General features: G+C 36.4%; 22 protein-coding genes. 17 read left to right on the top strand and 5 right to left on the bottom strand.

Annotation, left to right across the window (positions count from 1 at the left end; translation table 11 throughout):
* Positions 1 to 149 precede the first annotated feature (149 nt).
* The 6 genes from I6751_RS08105 to I6751_RS08080 all read left to right on the top strand — a co-directional run bounded on the left by I6751_RS08105 (position 150) and on the right by I6751_RS08080 (position 4,165).
* Positions 150 to 1,436: a DAK2 domain-containing protein gene (locus I6751_RS08105; protein WP_196592105.1), complete on the top strand. Its 1,287-nt coding sequence runs from the start codon at positions 150 to 152 to the stop codon at positions 1,434 to 1,436.
* Positions 1,437 to 1,882: 446 nt separating this feature from the next.
* Entirely contained in the window at positions 1,883 to 2,077 is a 195-nt protein-coding gene (locus tag I6751_RS08100; protein WP_229711378.1) for an aminoglycoside phosphotransferase, read from the top strand.
* A 12-nt stretch (positions 2,078 to 2,089) separates the two neighbouring features.
* Positions 2,090 to 2,365, top strand: a complete 276-nt coding sequence (locus I6751_RS08095; protein ID WP_196592103.1) for a hypothetical protein — start codon at positions 2,090 to 2,092, stop codon at positions 2,363 to 2,365.
* A 20-nt stretch (positions 2,366 to 2,385) separates the two neighbouring features.
* A complete protein-coding gene (locus I6751_RS08090) occupies positions 2,386 to 2,964 on the top strand; it encodes a hypothetical protein (protein ID WP_196592101.1) in 579 nt (192 codons plus the stop codon).
* Between the two features lie 32 nt (positions 2,965 to 2,996).
* A complete protein-coding gene (locus tag I6751_RS08085; protein ID WP_196592100.1) occupies positions 2,997 to 3,836 on the top strand; it encodes a menaquinone biosynthetic enzyme MqnA/MqnD family protein in 840 nt (279 codons plus the stop codon).
* 38 nt (positions 3,837 to 3,874) lie between these two features.
* Positions 3,875 to 4,165 carry a hypothetical protein gene (locus I6751_RS08080; RefSeq protein WP_182187536.1) on the top strand — a complete coding sequence of 97 codons (291 nt, stop codon included), beginning with the start codon at positions 3,875 to 3,877 and terminating at the stop codon, positions 4,163 to 4,165.
* A 173-nt stretch (positions 4,166 to 4,338) separates the two neighbouring features.
* Here I6751_RS08080 and I6751_RS08075 read toward each other — a convergent pair whose 3' ends face one another.
* Positions 4,339 to 4,827 (bottom strand): hypothetical protein, encoded by a 489-nt coding sequence (locus I6751_RS08075; RefSeq protein ID WP_182187537.1) that lies wholly within the window; start codon positions 4,825 to 4,827, stop codon positions 4,339 to 4,341.
* A gap of 38 nt (positions 4,828 to 4,865) precedes the next feature.
* A complete protein-coding gene (locus tag I6751_RS08070; protein WP_196592098.1) occupies positions 4,866 to 5,171 on the bottom strand; it encodes a hypothetical protein in 306 nt (101 codons plus the stop codon).
* Between the two features lie 187 nt (positions 5,172 to 5,358).
* On the opposite strand from I6751_RS08070, the gene I6751_RS08065 reads away from it, so the two are divergent.
* From I6751_RS08065 to I6751_RS08045, 5 genes are all read left to right on the top strand, one after another.
* Positions 5,359 to 6,525, top strand: coding sequence for a hypothetical protein (locus I6751_RS08065; protein WP_196592096.1), 1,167 nt, complete (start codon positions 5,359 to 5,361; stop codon positions 6,523 to 6,525).
* A gap of 247 nt (positions 6,526 to 6,772) precedes the next feature.
* Positions 6,773 to 7,717, top strand: coding sequence for an AAA family ATPase (locus I6751_RS08060; RefSeq protein WP_196592094.1), 945 nt, complete (start codon positions 6,773 to 6,775; stop codon positions 7,715 to 7,717).
* A gap of 160 nt (positions 7,718 to 7,877) precedes the next feature.
* Entirely contained in the window at positions 7,878 to 8,840 is a 963-nt protein-coding gene (locus I6751_RS08055; protein WP_330998645.1) for a DUF58 domain-containing protein, read from the top strand.
* The gene (locus I6751_RS08050; RefSeq protein WP_196599070.1) at positions 8,837 to 11,230 is read left to right on the top strand and encodes a transglutaminase-like domain-containing protein; all 2,394 of its coding nucleotides are present in this window, start codon (positions 8,837 to 8,839) and stop codon (positions 11,228 to 11,230) included. The genes I6751_RS08055 and I6751_RS08050 overlap by 4 nt, the downstream gene beginning before the upstream one ends.
* 40 nt (positions 11,231 to 11,270) lie before the next feature.
* Positions 11,271 to 12,407 (top strand): DNA polymerase IV, encoded by a 1,137-nt coding sequence (locus tag I6751_RS08045; protein WP_231037987.1) that lies wholly within the window; start codon positions 11,271 to 11,273, stop codon positions 12,405 to 12,407.
* Between the two features lie 68 nt (positions 12,408 to 12,475).
* On the opposite strand, the gene I6751_RS08040 is transcribed toward I6751_RS08045, so the two are convergent.
* Genes I6751_RS08040 through I6751_RS08030 form a run of 3 tightly spaced genes read right to left on the bottom strand, consistent with a single transcriptional unit; the run spans position 12,476 to position 15,181 of the window.
* Complete coding sequence (locus I6751_RS08040) at positions 12,476 to 13,270, bottom strand: ABC transporter ATP-binding protein (RefSeq protein ID WP_196592090.1); 795 nt, start codon at positions 13,268 to 13,270, stop codon at positions 12,476 to 12,478.
* Entirely contained in the window at positions 13,270 to 14,151 is an 882-nt protein-coding gene (locus I6751_RS08035) for an ABC transporter permease (protein WP_182187556.1), read from the bottom strand. Before I6751_RS08035 ends, I6751_RS08040 begins: the two co-directional genes overlap by 1 nt.
* 22 nt (positions 14,152 to 14,173) lie before the next feature.
* Positions 14,174 to 15,181 (bottom strand): ABC transporter substrate-binding protein, encoded by a 1,008-nt coding sequence (locus I6751_RS08030; protein ID WP_196592089.1) that lies wholly within the window; start codon positions 15,179 to 15,181, stop codon positions 14,174 to 14,176.
* A 399-nt stretch (positions 15,182 to 15,580) separates the two neighbouring features.
* Between I6751_RS08030 and I6751_RS08025 the strand changes: the two genes are divergently transcribed.
* The 6 genes from I6751_RS08025 to I6751_RS08000 all read left to right on the top strand — a co-directional run bounded on the left by I6751_RS08025 (position 15,581) and on the right by I6751_RS08000 (position 22,205).
* Entirely contained in the window at positions 15,581 to 17,500 is a 1,920-nt protein-coding gene (locus tag I6751_RS08025; protein WP_196592087.1) for a BglG family transcription antiterminator, read from the top strand.
* A 35-nt stretch (positions 17,501 to 17,535) separates the two neighbouring features.
* A complete protein-coding gene (locus tag I6751_RS08020; protein ID WP_196592085.1) occupies positions 17,536 to 17,982 on the top strand; it encodes a PTS sugar transporter subunit IIA in 447 nt (148 codons plus the stop codon).
* Positions 17,983 to 18,079: 97 nt separating this feature from the next.
* On the top strand, positions 18,080 to 18,388 hold the full coding sequence (locus I6751_RS08015) for a PTS sugar transporter subunit IIB (protein ID WP_196592084.1): 309 nt from the start codon (positions 18,080 to 18,082) through the stop codon (positions 18,386 to 18,388).
* Positions 18,389 to 18,468: 80 nt separating this feature from the next.
* A complete protein-coding gene (locus I6751_RS08010) occupies positions 18,469 to 19,890 on the top strand; it encodes a PTS galactitol transporter subunit IIC (protein WP_196592082.1) in 1,422 nt (473 codons plus the stop codon).
* Positions 19,891 to 20,087: 197 nt separating this feature from the next.
* Positions 20,088 to 21,437, top strand: a complete 1,350-nt coding sequence (locus I6751_RS08005; RefSeq protein WP_196592125.1) for a sn-glycerol-1-phosphate dehydrogenase — start codon at positions 20,088 to 20,090, stop codon at positions 21,435 to 21,437.
* 63 nt (positions 21,438 to 21,500) lie between these two features.
* Positions 21,501 to 22,205 (top strand): L-ribulose-5-phosphate 4-epimerase, encoded by a 705-nt coding sequence (locus I6751_RS08000; RefSeq protein ID WP_196592080.1) that lies wholly within the window; start codon positions 21,501 to 21,503, stop codon positions 22,203 to 22,205.
* The last annotated feature ends 93 nt before the right edge of the window (positions 22,206 to 22,298 follow it).

The following is a 22,298-nucleotide window of genomic DNA, read 5'->3' as shown; positions in this document are numbered from 1 at the left end:
TTATATAACAATCAATAAAAAATTGCTATAATATTATAAGCTTTTAAATTTGTTATATAAATTTACTGGAAAAGCCATTGTATGATAGGAGATTGTAATTTATCAGGTAATCGGGTAAAATTGAATTGATAATAATGGGGGCGATATTTATGGATGGCAATAAAGAAATAATAACCGGCAGTGACTTTAAGAGAATGATAGCTGGTGCATATAGTGCCTTCTTATTAGAATATGAAAATATAAATAGTCTGGATGGAACGTCGCTTGCCGATTTGGTTTGTCCCGGAACCAATATGCTTCGGACTATGGCTGCAGCAGCTATGTCAATAAGAAACAGTAATAATGACGGAATTGGGGCAATAGCCTGTTCGGTAAGCAATTGTGCAATCTTGGGGGCACGGGGGAATTCCGGTGTCCTCTTAGCCCAGATTTTTCGCGGTATAGCAAAGGGACTTGCCGGTAAATATGATGTGGATTCATCCGTTTTGGGTAAAGCGTTTCAATACGGAATTTTATATGCGCAGCGGACTTCTGATGAAGATACGGAGCGTTCAATAATAATAACGGCAAAAGCAGTAGCAAAAGGAGCACATGGCGCAGTACGCAATAATCGACCAATCTCTGAAATACTGGCAGCGGCTATTGACGCCGGTACACAGGCGCTGAAAGAGTTTGAGGCAAAAGCCGGGTGTGTTGATGCGGGAGCTAAAGCGTTAATGGTGCTGTTAGAAGGATGTCAGTCCGGACTGGACGGAAATTTTGTATCACCGGCGTTAATATTTTCTTCAGGAACGAAAACTTCACACACTGTACCGGAGCCGATAAATGACATTGTTTATCCATATTGCGTGCAAATGACTATTTATAATTGTAAGGCAGCTGTCGAGAATATGAAAAAAGCTTTGGCTAAATACGGTAAAATGATTGTGGTGGAAAAGAAAATGCACGATGTGCGAATTCATTTGCACGTGGAAAGGCCGGGAGTAATTGTTGAAAAAATAACCGGCTGGGGCAATTCCTATGATATACGCGTCGATAATATGGCTGAGTACCATAAACCGCTTGTGCTGGGACGGCCGCTGAGTAAGCTGAGTGTATTGGCAGTGGCAGAAAATGATGCCGATGCCATAAAGCTTCAGCATTGCGGAGCCCTGGTCTTGATGGTGGATAGGGAAAAAGGACTGGCTGTTGGCAATTTTATTAATACGGTACATAGTGATATCGCGGAAAAATATATTCTTTTACCCAATAATGCTAATATGAATCTTGTAATGCGTCAAACAAAATGTCTGTTGGGAAAGCGTGTTGAAATAATATACAGTAGCAGTTTTATGGAACAGATGGCTGCAGTAAAGGCGTATAATGCAGATATTACTTTGGAAGATAACGTCAGAAAGATGGAAAATGCATTGGTAAAATTTCGTGCTGAAAAGTAATAAAGATGCAATGACCTAATAATTTTTTATTTCAAAGGTTATCCACAGGGGTATATTGTGGTGAAAAAAATCAAGACACTATATTTAGTGCCTTGATTTTTTCTATAAAGGGATAAAGACTTATAAATAAAGGGTCGGGTATTACTGATAATAATATAAATAAAAGTGATAAATTAAAAAGCTTGTGGATAAACGCATTTTAGCCTGTGCATAAACAGATTAATAAACACAAAAGATTTAAGAGTTATCCACATTTTAACGGTAATTGTGGATAACTTTGTGGATAACACAATACGTATATTTATACATTGTTGTCACAGTTGATTATGTATTAAACTAAGGAAATATAAAATGATTTTAATAGTGATGATTTTAAGTAATTTAGCTTTTAGACCTGCTTGTATGGTAAAAAGCTATTTGTTATAATTAGGACTAAAGTTAACACCATGGGAAAACCAGAAAGCGGTGCAGACATGACTGATGAAGTAAAATTTAAAATTCAAAATCAAATTGATGCATTAAAAAGGCGTATGAATTATGATGCGAATGATTTGGAATATGAAACACACCTGCATGCCATGCGGGATTTGCAAAAAATATTAGATAAAGGCAATAAAAGTATTGACGATAAAAAAATATAACAGGAGGGCACTATGTCTAAAAGAATGAGTTTACAGGAAGTTTTACGGGAAAACGGTGTGCCGCAGATAAAACTTGATATCCATGCCACACGGGATGAATGTTTGAAGTTACGGGAAAAATTAATGGCAATACGCGACCTCAGCCATGCTGCTGAGCAGGGATATTTGGACGTTGATTGTAAAATATATATAGATGTTGACGATATTGATCGTTATTTGTCAGGAGAACTGGATACATTAGCGGAAATATACGCTTTTCCTGAGGATATAAAAGCTTATAAAGAATGACATCAGGAGGATATAATATAATGAATATAAAGAAAATCAGTGCTATCTTGTTGATAATGATGCTTACATTGAGCAATATTTCTTTTGCAGCCAGAGGTGGGGCCCGTGCACCTTCGTTTAAGGCACCGGCTGTGACCGCACCTAAGACAACTGCACCAAAAAATTCAACCGGAACAGAAAAAGCATATGAACCGTCAAAAAATGCAGCGTCACTTAGTGAAAAAAATCCGGCAGCAAAAAATACCATCGATAAAAATACTACAAATACAACTTCATCACGGTGGGGTGGTATTCTAAGGAATGCAAGTATTTTTGCAGGAGGAATGTTCTTAGGCGGACTTTTGTCGCATTTATTCGGCTGGGGTGGATTTATGGGCGGTATACTGGGGACAGTTGCCAATATTGCTATACTTTTGCTGTTGATTATGTTGGCAATCAACATTTGGCGAAAATTGACAAAAAGAAATAAACAAGAAAATCCTTACCGCAGTGATATAGCACAACAGAAGCGTGAAACGAAGATCATTGACATAACACCGCCACCGGAAAAAAAATCTTATGATAGCCATTCTAAAGCTGAAGAATATCGTAAGAAATAGAGATTTAGATTATTATAAAGGGAGTAAGGCTATTGCGACAGCCGCGTGTAGGGCATATAAATTTTCTAAATTGTTTACCATTGACATATAGCTTATATAAATGTGGTTATCATAAGGGACTTTCATTGGTATCTGCTGTTCCTTCATCACTTAATCGGGCAATGCAAAAAAATGAATTGAATATAAGTCCGATGTCATCATTTGCTTTTGGAGAAATGAGCGAAAAACTGTTAATGCTGCCAAATCTGGGAATTGTTTCTGATGGTAAGGTTCAAAGTATCATCTTAGCAGCAAAAAAATCTATTGAACGATTAAGCGGCGAAAAAATACTTTTAACAGCTCAATCGGCAACATCACATTGTCTGCTAAAGATAATTTTGCGTAGAGAATACAATTGTGTACCAGTATATTCGACTCAGAAAATTGATCCGTTAAATTTATTTGCAAATGATGAAGTTGCCGATTTGTTGATAGGAGATGATGCATTATATGTTAATTATCATCACCAGAATGGAATATACTACTACGATTTGGGAGCAGAGTGGAAAAAAATGACCGGTTTGCCAATGGTTTACGCAGTATGGGCGGTAACACGCAGCTTTGCCGAAAAATATCCCACTCAATTAAACCGGGTGTATAATAGTATCCGTACCGGATTTGACAATGGAATTGCATCCAGAGGTAAAATAATTGAAATGGTACTGAATAAAAAACCATTTTCATATCAACAGTTATGGATGTATTTTGATGTTATAAAATATGATATCGGTGAAAAAGAACTGCTGGCTTTGAAGACTTTTTACCAATTGGCTTATGAATATAATTTTCTGGCAAAGCTGCCTGTTTGTGAAATAGCAGCATTAAATAGTTGAAAAAGATTGTCATGCGTTAAAAGGAGATGAAGTGTAGCGTGAGTGAATTTCTTATTTGCGATAAATGCAAATATAAAGCTTATCCTAAATATACTTATCCTTGTGCTGGTTGTAAACATACAAATTATTATAAATATTTTACTCCATTGGTAAATGAATTTATTGGGCAGTGTCCATTGTGTGGAACACCGTTCGATGAGGGTGATGTGGTTGTAAGCCGGGATGCCAACATTGGGCCATATAGTGTATTAAAGTGTACGTGCCATAATGATGAATGCAGGCGGATAAGTATTTATAAAATTGGTACATATATAAAGAAAGATAAATAATAAAAAGGCTGTCACACGAATGACACTGACTTCATAAAGATACTCCACTCCGGCCGATACAGTTCCTTGTGCTTTTAAATGGAGACAAGAATGGCGAAAGAGCATATTTATGAATGAAAATGTTTATGGGTGGCAGCCACTTTTATATTTACAAGGCCGGCATGTGATTCATACTACTGTTTCATAAATAACATATAATTTTGTGGATCGAGTGCGGCCCAAGCAATGCAGCGGGCAAAAGGCGAAAGCCAGGTCAGGCACTCTTTATCCATTATTATACCTGGTTCTACATTACTGACAAGATAGGGTAGGGCAGGTGGTATAACAGTCTGTTTTTCTCCCATTCGGTTATTGAGTATAGTTTGAAATATTTTGTGATTAGTGCGGCTGTATCCGCAAGTCATGAGATGGGCTTCTGCCCATGCGGGGTTTTTCATTTTTATATACAATTTTGTAATGCCGCCATCGTGAGAATAAGTAGAGGTAATGCGATATTGTTTGTTCATGAAATTAGTTGTTATACCTGAACTTTTTAATGCCGCGGGCAGAAGGGGTAAAATGTGAGTGTACATATCACTGGGAATATCTTTAATAGTATATGTACTTAATTTACCGTCATGCAGAGTGACATGTGAAATAGTTGAAAATAGTTTATCCCACATAAAAGATTATCTCCTAATAATGAAAATGACTAATAATGTTAATCTTGCACCGAAGGTTTAGTTACGTTCTTTTTTATGTAACGATCAGTGGCGAAGTCAAGCATTTCCTGCCAGGAAGAAAATTTGGTGTTTTTAGCAACATGAGAATCCATTATATCCTCAGGTAAATTTTCAAAATCTTTTTGGCAGTTGATAGTAAATTTGCCATTGTTTAAAAAGCGTTCAAAATTTTTATAATGGGTGTATTTTTTCATGAAGGTATTGTCAAATACATCTTCAAAATCAAATATTATTGGTTGCGCCAAAAAAGGCAGTTGATAGTAACCGGAAAGTTTTAGTTTCATGATATATCCCTCGAATAACTATATTATAACTTAGCATAGCATATAATGTGACATTTAGTCCAGAGAAAGGATGGTTCAGCTATAGTTGTTGAGAAATAGATTATTTTGTATAAAATGGATATAATTACATAGCAATAAAATTTGAGGTATGGCAGATTAGAATATGGCAACAAATGGAGGAATACGGATGAAAAAGAAAATGATACAGATTTTATGCATTTTTACAGTGGCAGCATGTTTGTTTACAGAAAAAGTAATGGCTCAGGACACGGCGTATCATCGGACTGATATTGTTTCAGACAAAATAATAGTAGTCGAAACGCGCTGGAAGGCGCCCACGGCGTATCATCGGGCTGATATTGTTTCAGACAGGGCGATTAGTATTTATAAAGAAGCACTTGGCAATATGAATATGCCTAATGCCGATTATGCTGTACATCTGTCATTAAATACCTCAATGGGGAATTTTGCTGTGACTGATGATATCAAGTGTCAAAAAAGTCCGTTATTGGCTAAGAGTGTGTTGACTGGGCAATCAATAACTGCAGATAAGCAATCTCAGCCGATTTTTAATATTACGCAATATATGCAATTGGTAAATAATGAGGAACAAATTTATTACATGCTCAAGGATGACAATAAGAAAAAACAACAGTGGTATGTGAAAAGGCAACAGCTTGATCCGGAATTAAAAAAATTGTTGGGGGCAACAGATTTTGATTATGCCCAGCAGATGCGGGATACAATAAATGCGGTAGATGCTATAAATATTGATAAAGAAACGGATAATGGACAGATATTAAGAGTAAAGTTCGACAATAAAAAATTATTTGACAGCAATAAAATTTTAAAAGATAGTAATGCTGTATTTTCAGGGATTCCAATGACTGACAGGGCTGGTACTATTAAAATGGTGAGAAATATGTTAGATTCATTAGGAAATAGCAGGGATATTGTTAGTACAATGCTGATTGATAAAACTACACATCGTATTGTCAGTGTCGACTCAGATATTACTGAACAATTAAAAGCGGTCATAAGGGTTGTTTTGAGTTCGACACCAGAGTTGAAAGCTCAGTCAGCATCAATGGCAATGGTACCGATGTCAGCAGCATTGTCAACGCGTCAACCTAAAAACAATACTGGCTTGGGTAATGGTGCAGGTGATATAAATGGAATTATGGATAGTTCATCCGTTGATGATTTTATCAACAGCTTGCAGGCGCATCTTACGATAACAATAAAACCACTTGATGATGTTATGCAGCTGGCAGTACCACAAGAAGTTCGCAATACGGCTGTGGAGGTAAAACCTGAAAATTTGATAAATCAGTCTGGACTGAATAATAAGTAGTCATCAGAATAACTCCGGCACCGGTGATAGTAATAGTTATTACCGGTGCCGGAGCGTTTTGTAATGCCGTATTTTGCGTTTGTTAGTAAAAGATGTTGGATAATTAGCTAATGTGAAGAATATGGTAATTAGTATTGCTGCAGGGAATAGGTTATTGAATAAATAAGGCTATAAAAATGAAATTAATGATGGTACAATATAATTCAGATTTTAAGTGAAGAATATTTAATTTTAGAGGTGGACAACAGTGGCCGATGCAGTTATGGTAATAGATTCTATACTAAATGAAGTAGAAAAGGTAATTATCGGAAAAAGAGACGTTTTAGAAAAAATCATGATGGCTATTTTAGCAGGAGGGCATGTCCTTATAGATGATATTCCTGGCGTCGGGAAAACAACAATGTCGGTTGCATTTGCCAAGGCTTTAGGATTGAAGCAGAAACGTCTGCAATTCACTCCGGATGTGCTGCCATCGGATATAACAGGGTTTTCTATGTATGATAAGAATACAGGCAGTTTTCATTATGTACCGGGAGCTGCTATGACCAATATTTTACTGGCGGATGAGATTAACCGTACGTCACCACGTACACAATCAGCATTATTAGAGGTTATGGAAGAGGGCTGTATCACTGTAGATGGTGTAACCAGGGATGTACCAAAACCTTTTATCGTTATTGCAACACAAAATCCGGCAGGATCAATTGGTACACAGGAATTGCCAGAGTCACAGGCAGACAGATTTTTAATAAGACTGTCTATCGGTTATCCTGATGTAAAAGAAGAAATTGAAATATTAAAGGGGTCGCAGAATAAATCGTTATCGGCTATAAATAGTGTGATAAATTCCGCAGATTTAGTTACTTTACAGGAAAAAACCCATCAGGTCTATATTGATGACAGCATTTATGAATATATTGCCCAACTGGCTAAATTAACACGACAATCAGAACAGATCGAACTTGGAGTGAGTCCGCGCGGCAGCATTGCGGCAGTAAAAATGATTCAAGCCAGGGCAATGCTCTTTGGCAGAAATTACGCCCGCCCGGATGATGTAATAGCAATTTTAAAGCCGACATTGCAGCATCGGCTGATACTCAATAATCGGGCTCGTTTTGAACATGACTCGCCAGATGATATTTTTGCTTCATTAGTAAAGGCATTACCACTGCCTAAAATTGCGGAGCGATAAAATGACATGGCATAGGCTGATATATATATTTGTGTTTTTTTCCGGTGTTTCAATTTATACTTTATATGATCAATATGAAGCTTTTTTTCTGTTGGTTTTGATTTGTGTCCTGCCATTCATATCGTTGCTGCTGCTGTTACTGGGAAGATTTTTTTTGAGAGTGGATCTGTCAAATACGGTGATTGTCGGTACTTATGGTGAAACAATAAATTTACCGCTGTTTGTGATGCAGCGTATGATTTTCCTTTTTATGGATGTGTATGTAAAAATTCAGGAGAAAACTGAAACCGGTCAAATTATGGCAGAACAGCTGCTTAGTATTAATCAGTCATTTTTTGCGGCTGAACCGGTTCATTATGCTTGTCGTCTAAAATATTGCGGCAGAGTAGCTGTGAGTATTGGCTTTGTTAAAATGTACGATCTGCTGGGACTGTTTTCTTGCCGAAAAAATTCTTCAGGGACAAATGTTATTTTGGTATTGCCACGTTTGTATAAAAGCTTTGCTGCGGTGACAGTCGATGACAAAAAGTTATTTAATATTGGAAATGGCAGCGAAATGTATGGTATGAAACTTTATCAACAAGGAGATAATGGCAGATATATACATTGGAAGGCGAGTATAGCTCATGATGAAATTTATGTGAAAGAATTTTATCAACAATCCGAAAGCGGTAGTATTTTGTTCTTTGATGTAACTGAGCTGGCCGATAAAGATTCCCGCAATGCGGTTTATGAAGTTTTTTATGTAATAGGGGCACAATTACTTAATAAATATGGCGGTTTTACCTTTGCTTATGCATTGGCAGATGATAGGGCAAAGTTTAGTAATATTAATAATATGGCTGATTTTGACCGGGCGATTATTGAGTATATAAAAATTGAACATGATTTTTCCCAATTAATAAATTTAAAAGCTATCAGTAGTACAATAAAACAGCAGTATAGTAATATATTTTATGTAACGGATGCTATTGAAGAATCAATAATAAATACTTGTAGTAAATTATATTCGCACATGACGGTAATATTTATCGGCGTTGATTGTACCCAAATTTGCGGTAAGGGAATATTTATCAACAAAAATGATCTTACTAATAGTCTATCAGAGGTATGGCGGCTATGAAATTTATCAGAAAATGTGTTGATGCGGCAGGCTGGTTTGTTTTAATAAATTTAGGTGTACTAGCGTTATTGAATTGCATTTTAGCATATACAAAATTTACCGTTTTAATTAGTGATGTGATTTTTTCAATAATATTGAGTAGTATATTATATTTATCAATATATATTGATAAAAGAATTGGCAGTATATATTGCCGTCTTTTATTTATTGGTTCGGGGTTATATATTGCCTGCCAATATCGGGTACTCTTATATTCCAGTCTATTATATATTGGAAATGGGTTCATAGAGGTTTTAAAGCAGCCCTATCATCTCAATATTATCTTGTTTAAACTGCCAACAGTTAATTATATGATAAGTCAACGGCCGATAATATGGCTATTTATATTTTTGGCAGTGACAGGTCTTAGCTTTTTACTTAAAATAAACAAAGGGCGGATGTTGTTATTATTAATGACGCTGCCAATATGCATAGTGGGACTCTATTTTGGTGTATTGCCCGATTATCATAGTATCATGGGAATATTTGCTTTTGGAATGGCTGTGTATGCATATGATAATAGGAAACGGCCGGGGTCAGCGGCTATAAGAGTAGGAATAATAGTACTTATGGTATTCCTTTCGGGCACGGTTATTCAGATGGCGGAACCGAAGTCATCCTACGTGCCATCGCATTTTATGCAATATTTGCCGCAAGGAGTAAAAGATCTTTTAAATGATTATTTGTCACCGGCGGACAGGGCTACAGCCATGGATGATATTCGGCACGGAATGAATGGACAAGGACAGTTGGGTGATATGGATAATCTGACACAAACAGGTCGTAAAATAATGCAGGTTAGTACATCGCTGCAGACGAAGGATCATTTATATCTGCGTAATTATTTTGGTGCAGTATATCAAAATAATTCTTGGAATGATTTACCAGAAGAAGCTTATAGACAATATAATAAATTATTTGCAGCCTATTCACCGGGCGCATGGTATGATCAAAGTGTTATTATTTTTGAGGCTCTGAAAGAAGATCGCAAAGGACAAAACGAACTTATGAAATATATGGCGGGCAATACCGGCTATGCTGATTTTTTTACTGCAAGACAGTTTAAGATAGAAAAAATGTTTTCAGAAAAGGAACAGTATTTTTTTCCCTATAATATGGATATATCAAGTCCGGCCTTTAAATATGACAGGGCAGCGCAAGAAACCGGTACGAAACTGTATAAGGCATCAGCGTATAATATGCCGGCAAATTATGGTGGGATAGATGCATTCATTGAAGAATATGGTCAGTATAATAAATATTTATTGTATTATGCTTATGAAGAAAAAGATTATCGTGCATTCGTATATAATAATTATTTGCAGGTACCTAAAGGTGATCTGGATGAATTTTCAGAACATTTTCCAATACGACAGGTTAGGACTGATCAGGAACGGGACGAGCTTATTGCACAGCTGCAGCAATATTTCCAGAAAAATTATCACTATACTACTGCACCAGGCAAAGTACCACAGGGTAGAGATTTTGTAGAGTATTTCCTGGATGATTCTCATGAAGGATATTGCACATATTTTGCTTCGGCAGCTACTTTGATTTTACGGCAGGCGGGAATACCGGCACGTTATGTTGTAGGGTATGCCATTCCGGTAGAAACGATAAATAATGGAGCGGTTATTGGCAGTGATGCCGGTAAACCAATTCATGATTTTACTGTAGTAGACAAACAAGCGCATGCATGGGTTGAAATTTATGAAAATGGCTGGGGTTGGCGGCCAGTGGAATTTACGCCAGGATTTATTTCACCAATTCAGGATAAGGAAATGGGAGGCCAAACAAAGCAGCAGTCTGATAAACAGCAGCAACAAAACCCCAATAAGAATATTGATAAACCGCGGACGACGCAGCATCAGGATAATGGAAAAAGTGAACAGCATAATAGTGCTTTGACACATACCCCAATAGGATGGACAATTGTGGTACTAGTCGTTATAAGCGGTATCACAGCAGCCGTTGTCTGGCAGCGTAAATGCCGTAATGATTTGCAGCAATGTTTTGCCTGTGATATCAATGCGGCCAATCAGGCAGCAAGAACAAAAGAAATATATGGTTATATGGAAAGATTGGCAAATTACAACGGTTTAATGAGACCGGTCCATATGGACTATCTGGTTTATGCTGATTATTTGCAGCAAAATGAAAAAAATTGGCACGATATAGATATCAGACATTTTGTTGAAATAGTCCTTGCCGTGCGATTTGGCGAGAACATTGGATTAAACAGGAAAGCTGTTATGGATATGTTGACAACAGTTCAAAAAATGCGTAATAATATTTATATCAAGTTAAATTTATTGCAAAAATTATTATTCACATATATTTATAAATTATAGGTTTTGAGTCAAGGGGGTGAATTGACTGAGACGCTATATAATGCACGTTGATATGGATGCTTTTTTTGCTTCAGTAGAACAGGTCGATAATCCCGCATTAGCAGGTAAACCTGTTATTGTCGGCGGAATAAAAAATCGTGGCGTAGTTTGTACGGCTTCTTATGCGGCTAGAAAATATGGTGTTCATTCAGCAATGCCAGCACTGCAGGCTCATAAGCTTTGCCCACAGGGAATATTTTTACCAGTAAGGCATGAACGGTACAGGGCAGTATCAAAAAAAATTTTTACTATTTTTGCAGAATTTTCACCGATAGTAGAACCATTGTCTATAGATGAGGCTTTTCTTGATATAACCGGCATGGAAAAAATTTATAAAACACTGCCGGATTATGCCTGTAGATTAAAAAAACGTATTTTGCAGCAGACTGGTATCCATGCATCTGTAGGTATAGCACCTAATAAATTTTTGGCAAAATTGGCATCTGATCTACAAAAACCTGATGGTTTGGTTATTGTGGAATATGGCAGGGAAAGGCAACTGTTGGAGCATTTACCGATTAGCAGGTTATGGGGTGTGGGTACTAAGACAGCAGAGAAACTCAATGCTTTGGGATACCGTGAGATTGGTGATATAGCAAAAACCACCATTGCCGTGCTTAAAAAATATTTTGGTATAAAAACAGCAACACACTTATGGCAGTTGTCAAATGGTATCGATGAGCGTCAAGTAGAATCGGAACGCAGTATAAAATCTATTGGTAACGAGGAAACTTATGATGAGGATATAGAGGGAAAAGCAGTAATTGAACGAAAGTTTCTGGCATTGGCCGGTAAAGTCGGCTGGCGGCTTCGCAGTAAAGCATTGAAAGCGCGAACTGTAAGTATAAAAGTTCGCACCAATAATTTCGTAACTTATACAAGAAGCGTTACCTTGACGGAAGCAACAAATTTTGATGCTGTTTTGTATGATACGGCCAAAAAGTTATTTAAAGATTTGCATTTTGTTGGTAAAGTGCGCTTGCTGGGGCTCACTGGCAGCGGGCTTGTTCATATCGAAGAGATGTCATTGTTTGTTAATGACGAAAAACAAATAAAATTATATAAGACGATTGATGCTATAAAAATGAAATTCGGCAGTCAGTCGATAACAAAGGCACAGCTTATTGAAAAGAAATGAGGCTATATTGTCTGCATCACAGATGATATAGTCTCATTTTAAATCGTGCTGTTATTTTATTTAAATCATTAACTCAGTAGCATGCGATCGTTGTCAATTTCGCTGCCGGAAGCTTCTTCAAACATCGCTAATAAATCTTTTACGGTAAGGTTTTGTTTTGTTGCGTCTTTTACGTCGATGATGATTCTACCGTTAAACATCATTACCAAACGATTGCCAAATCGCAAGGCATCACGCATGTTGTGTGTGATCATTAATGTTGTGAGGCGGCGGTTATTGATGATACTATTAGTAATAGTCAATACTTTTTCGGCTGTTTTGGGATCTAAAGCCGCTGTGTGTTCATCAAGTAGAAGGAGTTTAGGATTGGCCATTGTTGCCATGAGTAGTGTCAGTGCTTGGCGTTGTCCGCCGGATAAAAGGCCTACCTTGCTTTCTAAACGGTTTTCAAGTCCCAGATTTAATGTAGATAACAATTGACGAAAATGCTCCCGGTCGCTTTTTGGGGCACTCCAGCGTAAAGAAGGAGCTTTACCACGGCGGGCAGCAATTGCCAGATTTTCTTCGATCATCATGCCGGCAGCCGTACCCATCATCGGATCCTGAAATACGCGGCCAATGAATTTGGCACGCTTATGCTCAGGCCATTTTGTGATGTCATAGTTATCAATGACTATTTTTCCCGTATCAACGAAAAACGTTCCTGCGATGGAATTCATAAGTGTTGATTTACCGGCGCCGTTTCCACCGATTACAGTGACAAATTCACCGGGCAGCAAATGCAGCGAAACATCACTGAGAGCAATTTTTTCAGTTATGGTCCCAGGGTTGAAGGTTTTAGATACATTTTCCACTTTGAGCATTATTTTGCCATCCTCCGCTTTCTGTTATTTAATTTTGCCTGAAATAACGGCAGAGAAAGTGCAAGAGCCACCAGTACGGCTGTAAATAACTTTAAGTCATTGGGTGGCATACCCATTTGCAGAACGACAGCAATGACTACACGATAAACAATGGAACCTAATACTACTGATATAAGACAGTTCTTAAAACTCTTGGTGCCAAATAATACTTCACCAATGATGACGGAAGCCAGACCAATGACGATTGTACCCACTCCCATTCCGACATCGGCAAAACCATTGTTTTGTGCCACAAGTGCACCGGATATGGCAACAAGACCGTTGCTCAATAAAAGGCCAAGCATTATTGTGATATCGGTGTTGATTCCATTAGCACGAATCATATGTTGATTGAATCCGGTAGCACGAATAGCGGCGCCTATTTCTGTACCAAAAAACCAATAACTAACCAGTCCGACAATCGATACGGCAATCAACCCGACAATCAATACTATGGATTGGACATCAAATGAAACAGGGAATATTGTAAAAATAGTATCGACCTGTAATAATGAAATATTAGCTTTACCCATAATCCGCAAATTTATTGAATAAAGAGCAATCATAGTCAAGATGCCGGCTAATAGAGCCGGTATTTTTAATTTTGTGTGTAAAAAACCTGTGATTGTACCACTGATCATACCAGCGAAGCAGGCGGCAACTATAGCTGTGATAGGATTGTGACCACCTGTCAGAAGTGCCGCCGCGGTAGCGGCTCCCAATGGGAAACTACCTTCTACTGTGAGGTCAGCAATATCAAGAACTCTGAATGTGATATAGACACCGATGGCCATTACTGCCCATAAAAGGCCCTGGGATATAGTAGGAATAATAAGATCCAAATTAGATTCTCCTAGTTCATTTTTATTCTATGATGTCAGCACCTTTGAGAATATCATCAGGAATGGTAATACCTAGTGTTGCTGCATCTTTTTTATTTACTGTTATTTTAAGATCTTTGGCTGTTTCGATGGGCATGTCAGCAGGTTTCGTTTTACCGTCTAATATATCTGCTGCCATGTGGCCGGTTTGGATCCCTAGTTTATAGTAATCTATGCCATACGTAATGAGACCGCCCTGTTTAACCATATTTGGTTCGCCACAGATAACTGGGATTTTGGCAGGGTCAGTTATTGAAGTGAGTGTCGGCATTGCCGAGGCTATCACATTGTCGGTGGGTTCATAGAAAACATCAACTTTTCCGGTCAGACTTTGAACTGCCTGCTGAATATCATTGACGGTTGATACGGTTGCTGTTTCAACTTTGAGACCCTTTGATTCGGCATATTCTTTCATGAGATTTACTTGTATTTCAGAATTTATTTCACTTGAGGAATAAACTGTGCCGATTGTTTTGGCATTAGGAAATAATTTGATGAGTAGATCTATCTGTTCTTTAATAGGACTCATATCGCTGGTCCCGGTTATGTTTCCCCCCGGTTTTTCGTTGGAAGCAACGAGTTTTGCACTTTTGTAATCTGTAATGGCTGTTCCAACAATGGGGATATTTTTAGTAGCGTTGGCAACAGTTTGTGCTGCCGGAGTGGCAATAGCACAGATCAGATCATCTTTATCAGATACAAATCGTTCGGCAATGTTTTTGAGATTGGATTGGTCAGCCTGGGCATTTTGCTGATCTACGGTAATGTTTTGGCCTTCTACATAGCCACGTTCTTTTAATCCGTCAATAAATCCCTTATTGGCAGCATCTAATGCATTGTGTTCGACTAGCTGTACAACGCCTATTTTAAAAGTTTTTTTGTCACTGGTGTCGTTGTTGGCTTTTTGGGAACCACAGCCGGCAATAAGACCTATTGCCAAAAGGGCTGTGAAAGTTAAAGCCGTATTCTTCCATTTTCTTGTTATGAACATATGATAGCCGCACCTTCCTAAATTTGATTGGTAGTATATGAATTAATATTCTTAATTATACAAGATTACAAAGTAAAAATCTACTTTAAATTGTAGTGTACGGTATATTATGGAGTATTTTTGCATAATTCTGATATTTGTTAAATAAAAGTTATATATAGAAGAAGCAAAATATAATATGACTTTTGTATGATACCATTAAGGCACAAATAATAATATCAAATAAATTGTCGATATTGAATGATAACTATATAAACTTTCCGTAATTTAAAATATTTTACGGAAAGTTTATTAAATAAGAAAGTATTAAAAACAGTATTGGATAATATGAGGAAAAAAGTTAATCTATGTTGGGAAAAAATGGTTTGTTAAAATGAAAAAGGTAGAAGGGGAAACAGAATGGATAATCAGAAACGGATAAAAAAAATATTTGAAATATTAAAAACTTACCCGGATGGTATAAGTGGAGAATCTATTTCGAGACAGATTGGTGTCTCGTCCAGAACTGTTCGCTCAGATATAAAAAGATTGCAAAAGATAATTGTAAAATATGAAATGACAGTAGAATCAGCTCCCCGCAAGGGGTATACATTGAAATACGGGAAATTTATTTCACCGGATAAGTTCATCAGAGAATATTTCAATAAAAAAGATGATAAAGCTGACGTTGCTATAGCACCGGTAGAATATATAATTTGTCGGTTGCTCAGTGATGATTATTTTGATGTGACAGTGACGCAGACACGTCTGGCAGATGAATTGTATGTGAGTATTTCTACATTAAAAATGTATTTCAATAAATGTAAAAAAATTTTTGAAAAATATAATATGAAAATAGTTCATTATAAGAAAAATGGATTGAAATTGATTGGTAGTGAGTATCAGATACGTAATTGCATATGCGATTTTATTGATAAAAGTGAAAATTTTCGGCAAAAAGTATTCACCGGATTGAATGTGATTTCCATAGATGAAGTGATAAGTAAAGTCTTGCGGGAAAAGAAACTGCAAATTCCTGATACAGACAAGATAAGTTTGTGCCATCATACTGCGGTTGCTGTTTCGCGGGCGAAGCATGGCAAAAGTATTTGCTGTTCTGTGAGCCTTGTTAAAAGGATAGATAAAACATTTGAATATAATGTGGCAAAAGATATTCTGGAATATATGTATGCTGTTTTGGGAATAGATATAGCCTATAGTGAAGTATATTATATTACGCAGTGCCTTTTAACAAGTAGGAAATTTTTCAACACTGCTAATTCTCATGAAAATATGGAAGCAAAAAAAATTGTATATGCAATTTTTGAAAAGATTAAAAAGGAATTATTAATAAATTTTGCAGATGATGAGTATCTTATAGACGGGTTGGTTTTACATCTGAATATTGCCATAAATCGAATACAATTTCATATGAATATACGCAATGAACTTTTGGAAACAATAAAAAATGACTATCCATTGGCCTTTCAGATGGGAGTGATTGCTGGAAAAGTAGTGGAAAATATCGCTAAAATAAATGTTAATGAAAATGAAATAGGCTATATTGCATTACATTTTGGTGCGGCATTAAGCAGGAAAGGAATGACGGAAAAGAGCAGTTCAATTAAAAAGGTTGTGATTGCATGTGCTGCCGGATTAAGTATTGCTGTTTTGCTTAAGGCAAAGATTGAGGAGCAGTTTCAAAAACGTATAGAAGTTTTAAAAGTTCTTCCGGCTTATGATATCGATGAAAAAATTTTAGCTAAGGTTGACTATGTATTTACAACAGTGCCTATACAACATATGGATTCAAATAAAATTATTATGATAAACAGCATATTAAAAAATGAAGATATAGAAAAAATAAACAAGATTGTCTTCAACGATAAAAATATAAGTTTATCTTATTTAAAGGAATTTTTAAATAAAGAAGATTTTTTTGTTGATAAAGATTTTATAAATAAAGAAGAATGCATGGAATTTTTGACAGAAAATGCCGTAAAAAAGAATTTAATTAGCCATAGAACTAAAGAGTCGGTTTTTGAACGGGAAAGGGTATCTTCAACAGCAATAGGTAATATGGTAGCTGTACCACACCCCATATACAATGATGGTGATATTTCTTTTATATCTGTACTCATTTTAAATAAACCGATTATGTGGGGAACTTTTTTGGTGCAGGTAGTATTTTTATTAAGTATAAAAAGGGGAGATAACGAATTATGGGAAACAATTTTTTTAAAATTAAACGATTATATCAGATATAAAAAAGGTGTGGAATCAATGCTTAAAAATAAGTCGTACGATATTTTTCTACATGAATTCAGTGATATGTTTTAATGATTGGAATATACGCAAAAGGAGAAATATGAAATATGGACTTGGACTTGATAAAAATAGATTTAAATTTATTTACGGATAGGGCTGTAATAAAAGAACTTGGCACACTAATGGAAAAGAAAAATTATGTAAAAAAAAGTTATGTGGAAGCTGTACTTAAGCGAGAGGAAAAATTACCTACCGGATTGAACATAGGAGGAACATGTGTTGCTATTCCGCATACGGATCCTGTTCATGTTAATGATGCGGCTATTGCTGTTGCCCGTTTAAATACACCGGTAAAATTTCATAGCATGATAGATCCTATACAGGAATTAGATGTGAAATTAGTTTTTCTATTAGCAGTTAAAAATCCAAAAGAACAAGTTGATCTTTTGACTAAATTAATGGCATTATTTCAGAATATCAGCGTTTTAAAACAAATTGAGATTGCTGCAAATAAGGAAACCATTGCAGCAATAATTGACAGGGTAATTTGTTAAGAGACGATTAATTATAGTTCGTTTGACAGATTTGGTTAAATTATTATTATGTTTTTAATCTTGCAGGATTAATATATTATGATTTGGAGGCAACACAATGAAAAAAGTAAGCATCTTATCAGTTTGCGGTTCTGGAACAGTTACATCATCTATGGTGGCAGGAAAGCTGAAGGAAAAATTAAGGGAAAAAGGCTATGATGTTTTTACTACTGAATCAAGACCTACTGAAGCATTGAATTTGGCAAAATCGGGACGATTTGATTTAATTACCTATACAAGTCCGCTAGTTCCCGGTGATTATGGAATCCCTACACTTAATGCGTTTGCTTGTCTTACAGGTATTGGGGAAGAAGAATTTTTAGATAATGTATTAAAAACCATTGAAAAAATATCTGCTGATAAATGATACCAGTAATTGAATCGGCAAAGGATATATTAAAGATTGAAGATTATTATGAGCAACTAAAAAGGAGGCAGTAATTTATTATGGATTCAATATTGATTATGATGAAAACTATTATTGATAATTTTGGTCCTGCCATTATTGTGCCAATAATTATTTTTGTCATTGCCAGAATATTTAAAGTTACAACACAGAAATCATTTTTATCAGCTGTTTATGCTGGTGTAGGTTTACAAGGATTTACACTTATATTAAATTCCTTTACACCAATTATCACTCCGGTGATAAATCAAATGGTTAATTCATCGGGAATACATCTTCCGGTATTTGATGTTGGCTGGCAGGCAACGGCATTGGTAGGCTTTTCTACTACTGCCGGAATGATTTATTTAGGATTGGGCATAGCACTTCAGACGATATTGTTCCTTGTCAAATGGACAAATATTTTTCAACCATCAGACTTATGGAATAACTATTCTTATATGGTTTGGGGCGCAATGGTGATAGGTGTTACCGGTAATTTTGTATTGGGAATAGCATGTATGGTTCTTTTGAATTTATATTCATTACTTATTTCTGAACTAGTGGCGAAAAGATGGTCCACTTATTATAAATATCCTAATTGTACTATTATTGCGATGCACAATGTCGAAGCATCAATCTTTGCAGTAGTGGCAGATCCTATATATAATATGCTGGGATTGAACAAAGTGAAGTTAAATCCGGCGTATTTACAGCAAAAATTTGGGTTTTTAGGTGAACCAATGACATTAGGGCTTTTTTTGGGAGCTTTCATTGGAATACTAGGGAATATACATGATATTTTTACTATGGCTGCATGGGGACAGATTTTAAAAGTTGCTATTGCAACAAGTGCAATTATGGCCATTTTCCCTAAAATTGCCAGTATGTTTGCACAGGCATTTGCTCCGATTACGGAAGCAGCACGTGTATTTATGAAAAAAAGCGGCAATAGGGAGTGGTATATTGCTGTGAATGATGCTGTTGGTTATGGTGAACCGGCAACACTTATTTCCGGTTTGCTTCTTATACCGATAATGCTTGTAGTAGCGATGATCCTGCCGGGAAATAGTGTTCTGCCTGTGGTGGATTTATTGGCACTGCCATATATGGTTCAGGGACTTGTTGCTGTGCATAATGGAAATATTGCTAAAATATTGATATCAGGAACTATTTGGTTTGGGTTAGGACTTTATGTATGTACTTATACAGCACCATTATTTACTGACATGGCAGTGGGGGTGGGAGTTGCTATTCCTGCCGGAGCTTTACTTATAACAAGTTTTAATATTTTGGGTAAACCGTTAATTGGATTAGTATTTTTAGCTTTTCTTACAGCTAATCCTTTGTTTATCGGAATAGCAACAGGCGTATATTTTGTTTTGTGGCTATTATTTAGAAAGAATAATAGTAAGATAAATGATTACTTACAAAAACAGGCTATGAAAAATGCAGGCGCTGAAAATGATGAAATGGCAGCTTGATAAGTTTTGATTTGATCGGGGTTGTTGTATTGACAGTATTGAACTCATAAAGGTGTAAGTTATACCAATACGGCACGATTTCTTGTTCTTTTAAAGGAATAAAGATGGTGAAATGTTGCACATTTATAGATGAAAATAGGGACATACGACAACCCCAAAAACATGTTTGGTAAATGATTTATGCATGGGGGAAAATGATGGATTGGAATAAATATTTAAACAAAAAAATTTCTTGTACATGTGGTCGTGAACATGAATGTGATATACGACATATTGATGTTGGAAAAAATGTGATTGACAGGCTGCCGGACTATATTAAAACGGATAATTATAAGCATATATGTATAGTTGCGGACGTGAATACGGAAAAGATAGCCGGAGCACCGGTATATAAGGCATTAAATAATGCAAATATCGAATATAGTAAGTTTATATTTGATGATGTTGATCTTATACCTGACGAAAAGGCAATAGGGCGGATAATGACGCATATTCCTGATGATTGTGATTTGATAGTCGGTATTGGCTCAGGTACGATTAATGATTTATGCAGATTTTGTTCTCACAAATTAAAAAATAATTACTTTATAATAGCAACTGCTCCTTCTATGGATGGATATGCTTCTGACGTGGCACCGCTTATAATAAATAATCTAAAAACTACTTATGAGAAAGTTGGCCGCCCGGCAGCTATTATTGGGGATACGGACATATTGAAAGATGCACCGCTTCATATGATAACTTCTGGTGCCGGTGATATTTTTGGTAAGTATATATGTTTGACTGATTGGCAGCTGGCACATATAGTTACGGGTGAATATTATTGTAATTTTATTGCGCAGATTATGAAAGATGCTGTCAGTGAAGTCGCAAAAGCTGCCGATTCAGGTATTGCACAACGTAATGGTAATGCTATAGGAGCAGTGATGGAAGCTTTGATATTGGCTGGTGTGGGTATGAGTTACAGTGGTAATTCACGTCCGGCTTCTGGGAGTGAGCACCATATGTCGCATTATTGGGAAATGAAATTTCTCCAGCAGGGAAAACATGGGGTATTGCATGGAACTAAAGTAGGTATAGGGACAGTTGTGGCATTGCATCTGTATAAATATGCGGCTCAAATGCTGTCCAAGGATGATTTGGAAATGTTGCCATCACCGTTATTTGATAAAACCGCATGGAATAATAAGATGCTTGAAATATATGGTCCGGCTGGTCCAAGTGTAATAGCATTGGAGGAAAAGGTAAATAAAAATAGTGATATTAATGTACAAAGACGAAGAAAGGCTGTAATTAAAAATAGCAGCAAGATTCAAGAACTGATTAGTAAACTGCCGACAATAGAAGAAACTGTACACCGGATGAAAAAGATTGATGAACCGTATCGGCCTGATCAAGTCGGAATAACGATCGATATGCTGAAAATAGCTATTGTATATGCTAAGGAGTTACGAAACAGATATGGATTGTTGCAATTATTATATGATTTTGGTCAATTAGAAGAAGCTGCGGATATAGTGGGTGAACAGGTCATGAACCTGAAGTAGAAGTTAGCTGTTGAATTAATGGCATGAAGATAAGAAAGACGGATGTTATAGGAGAATAATGATATGCTGGAAGAATTGAAGAAAACAGTTTTTGAGGCAAATGAATTATTGCCTAAATATAAAATGGTCACATTCACATGGGGAAATGTATCAGGTATTGATAAAAAAAGAAACTTGATTGTAATAAAACCATCAGGTATAGAATATAGGACAATGCGAGTGGAAGACATGGTGGTTGTTGATATGAATGGCAATGTTGTGGAAGGAAATTATGCGCCGTCTTCTGATACAGATACACATATTGAACTTTATAAGGCCTGCCCCTATATAGGAGGTATAGTGCATACCCATTCGCGTTATGCAACCTCTTGGGCACAGGCCTGCGAAGATATTCCGGCACTGGGAACAACACATGCCGATGATTTTCATGGAGCTATTCCCTGCACCAGGGCAATGACACATGTTGAAATTGAGGGAAAATATGAAAAAGAAACAGGAAAAGTTATAGTAGAAACATTTCATGACAGAGATATTGATATGATGGCAGTACCTGGGGTATTAGTTCATTCCCATGGACCTTTTGCATGGGGAAAAGACCCGAAGACAGCTGTAAAAAAGGCTGTAATTCTTGAAGAAATAGCTTTTATGGCATATCATTCGGTTACTCTCAATAATAAACAAACAAAAATGCAGCAAGAGCTTTTAGATAAGCATTTTTTACGCAAACACGGTGCACATGCCTATTACGGGCAAAGAAGTAATGTATAATAAGTTAGTTTTATTTATCCTTATGGATTCAACCTGATTACAGATAATATGATGATTTTTGTAAACAAGGTGGGAATGGGCAGAATGTTTATA

The sequence above is a fragment of the Pectinatus frisingensis genome (assembly GCF_015732285.1).
Lineage (GTDB): Bacteria > Bacillota > Negativicutes > Selenomonadales > Selenomonadaceae > Pectinatus > Pectinatus frisingensis.
This window is presented reverse-complemented; position numbering and strand designations above follow the sequence as displayed.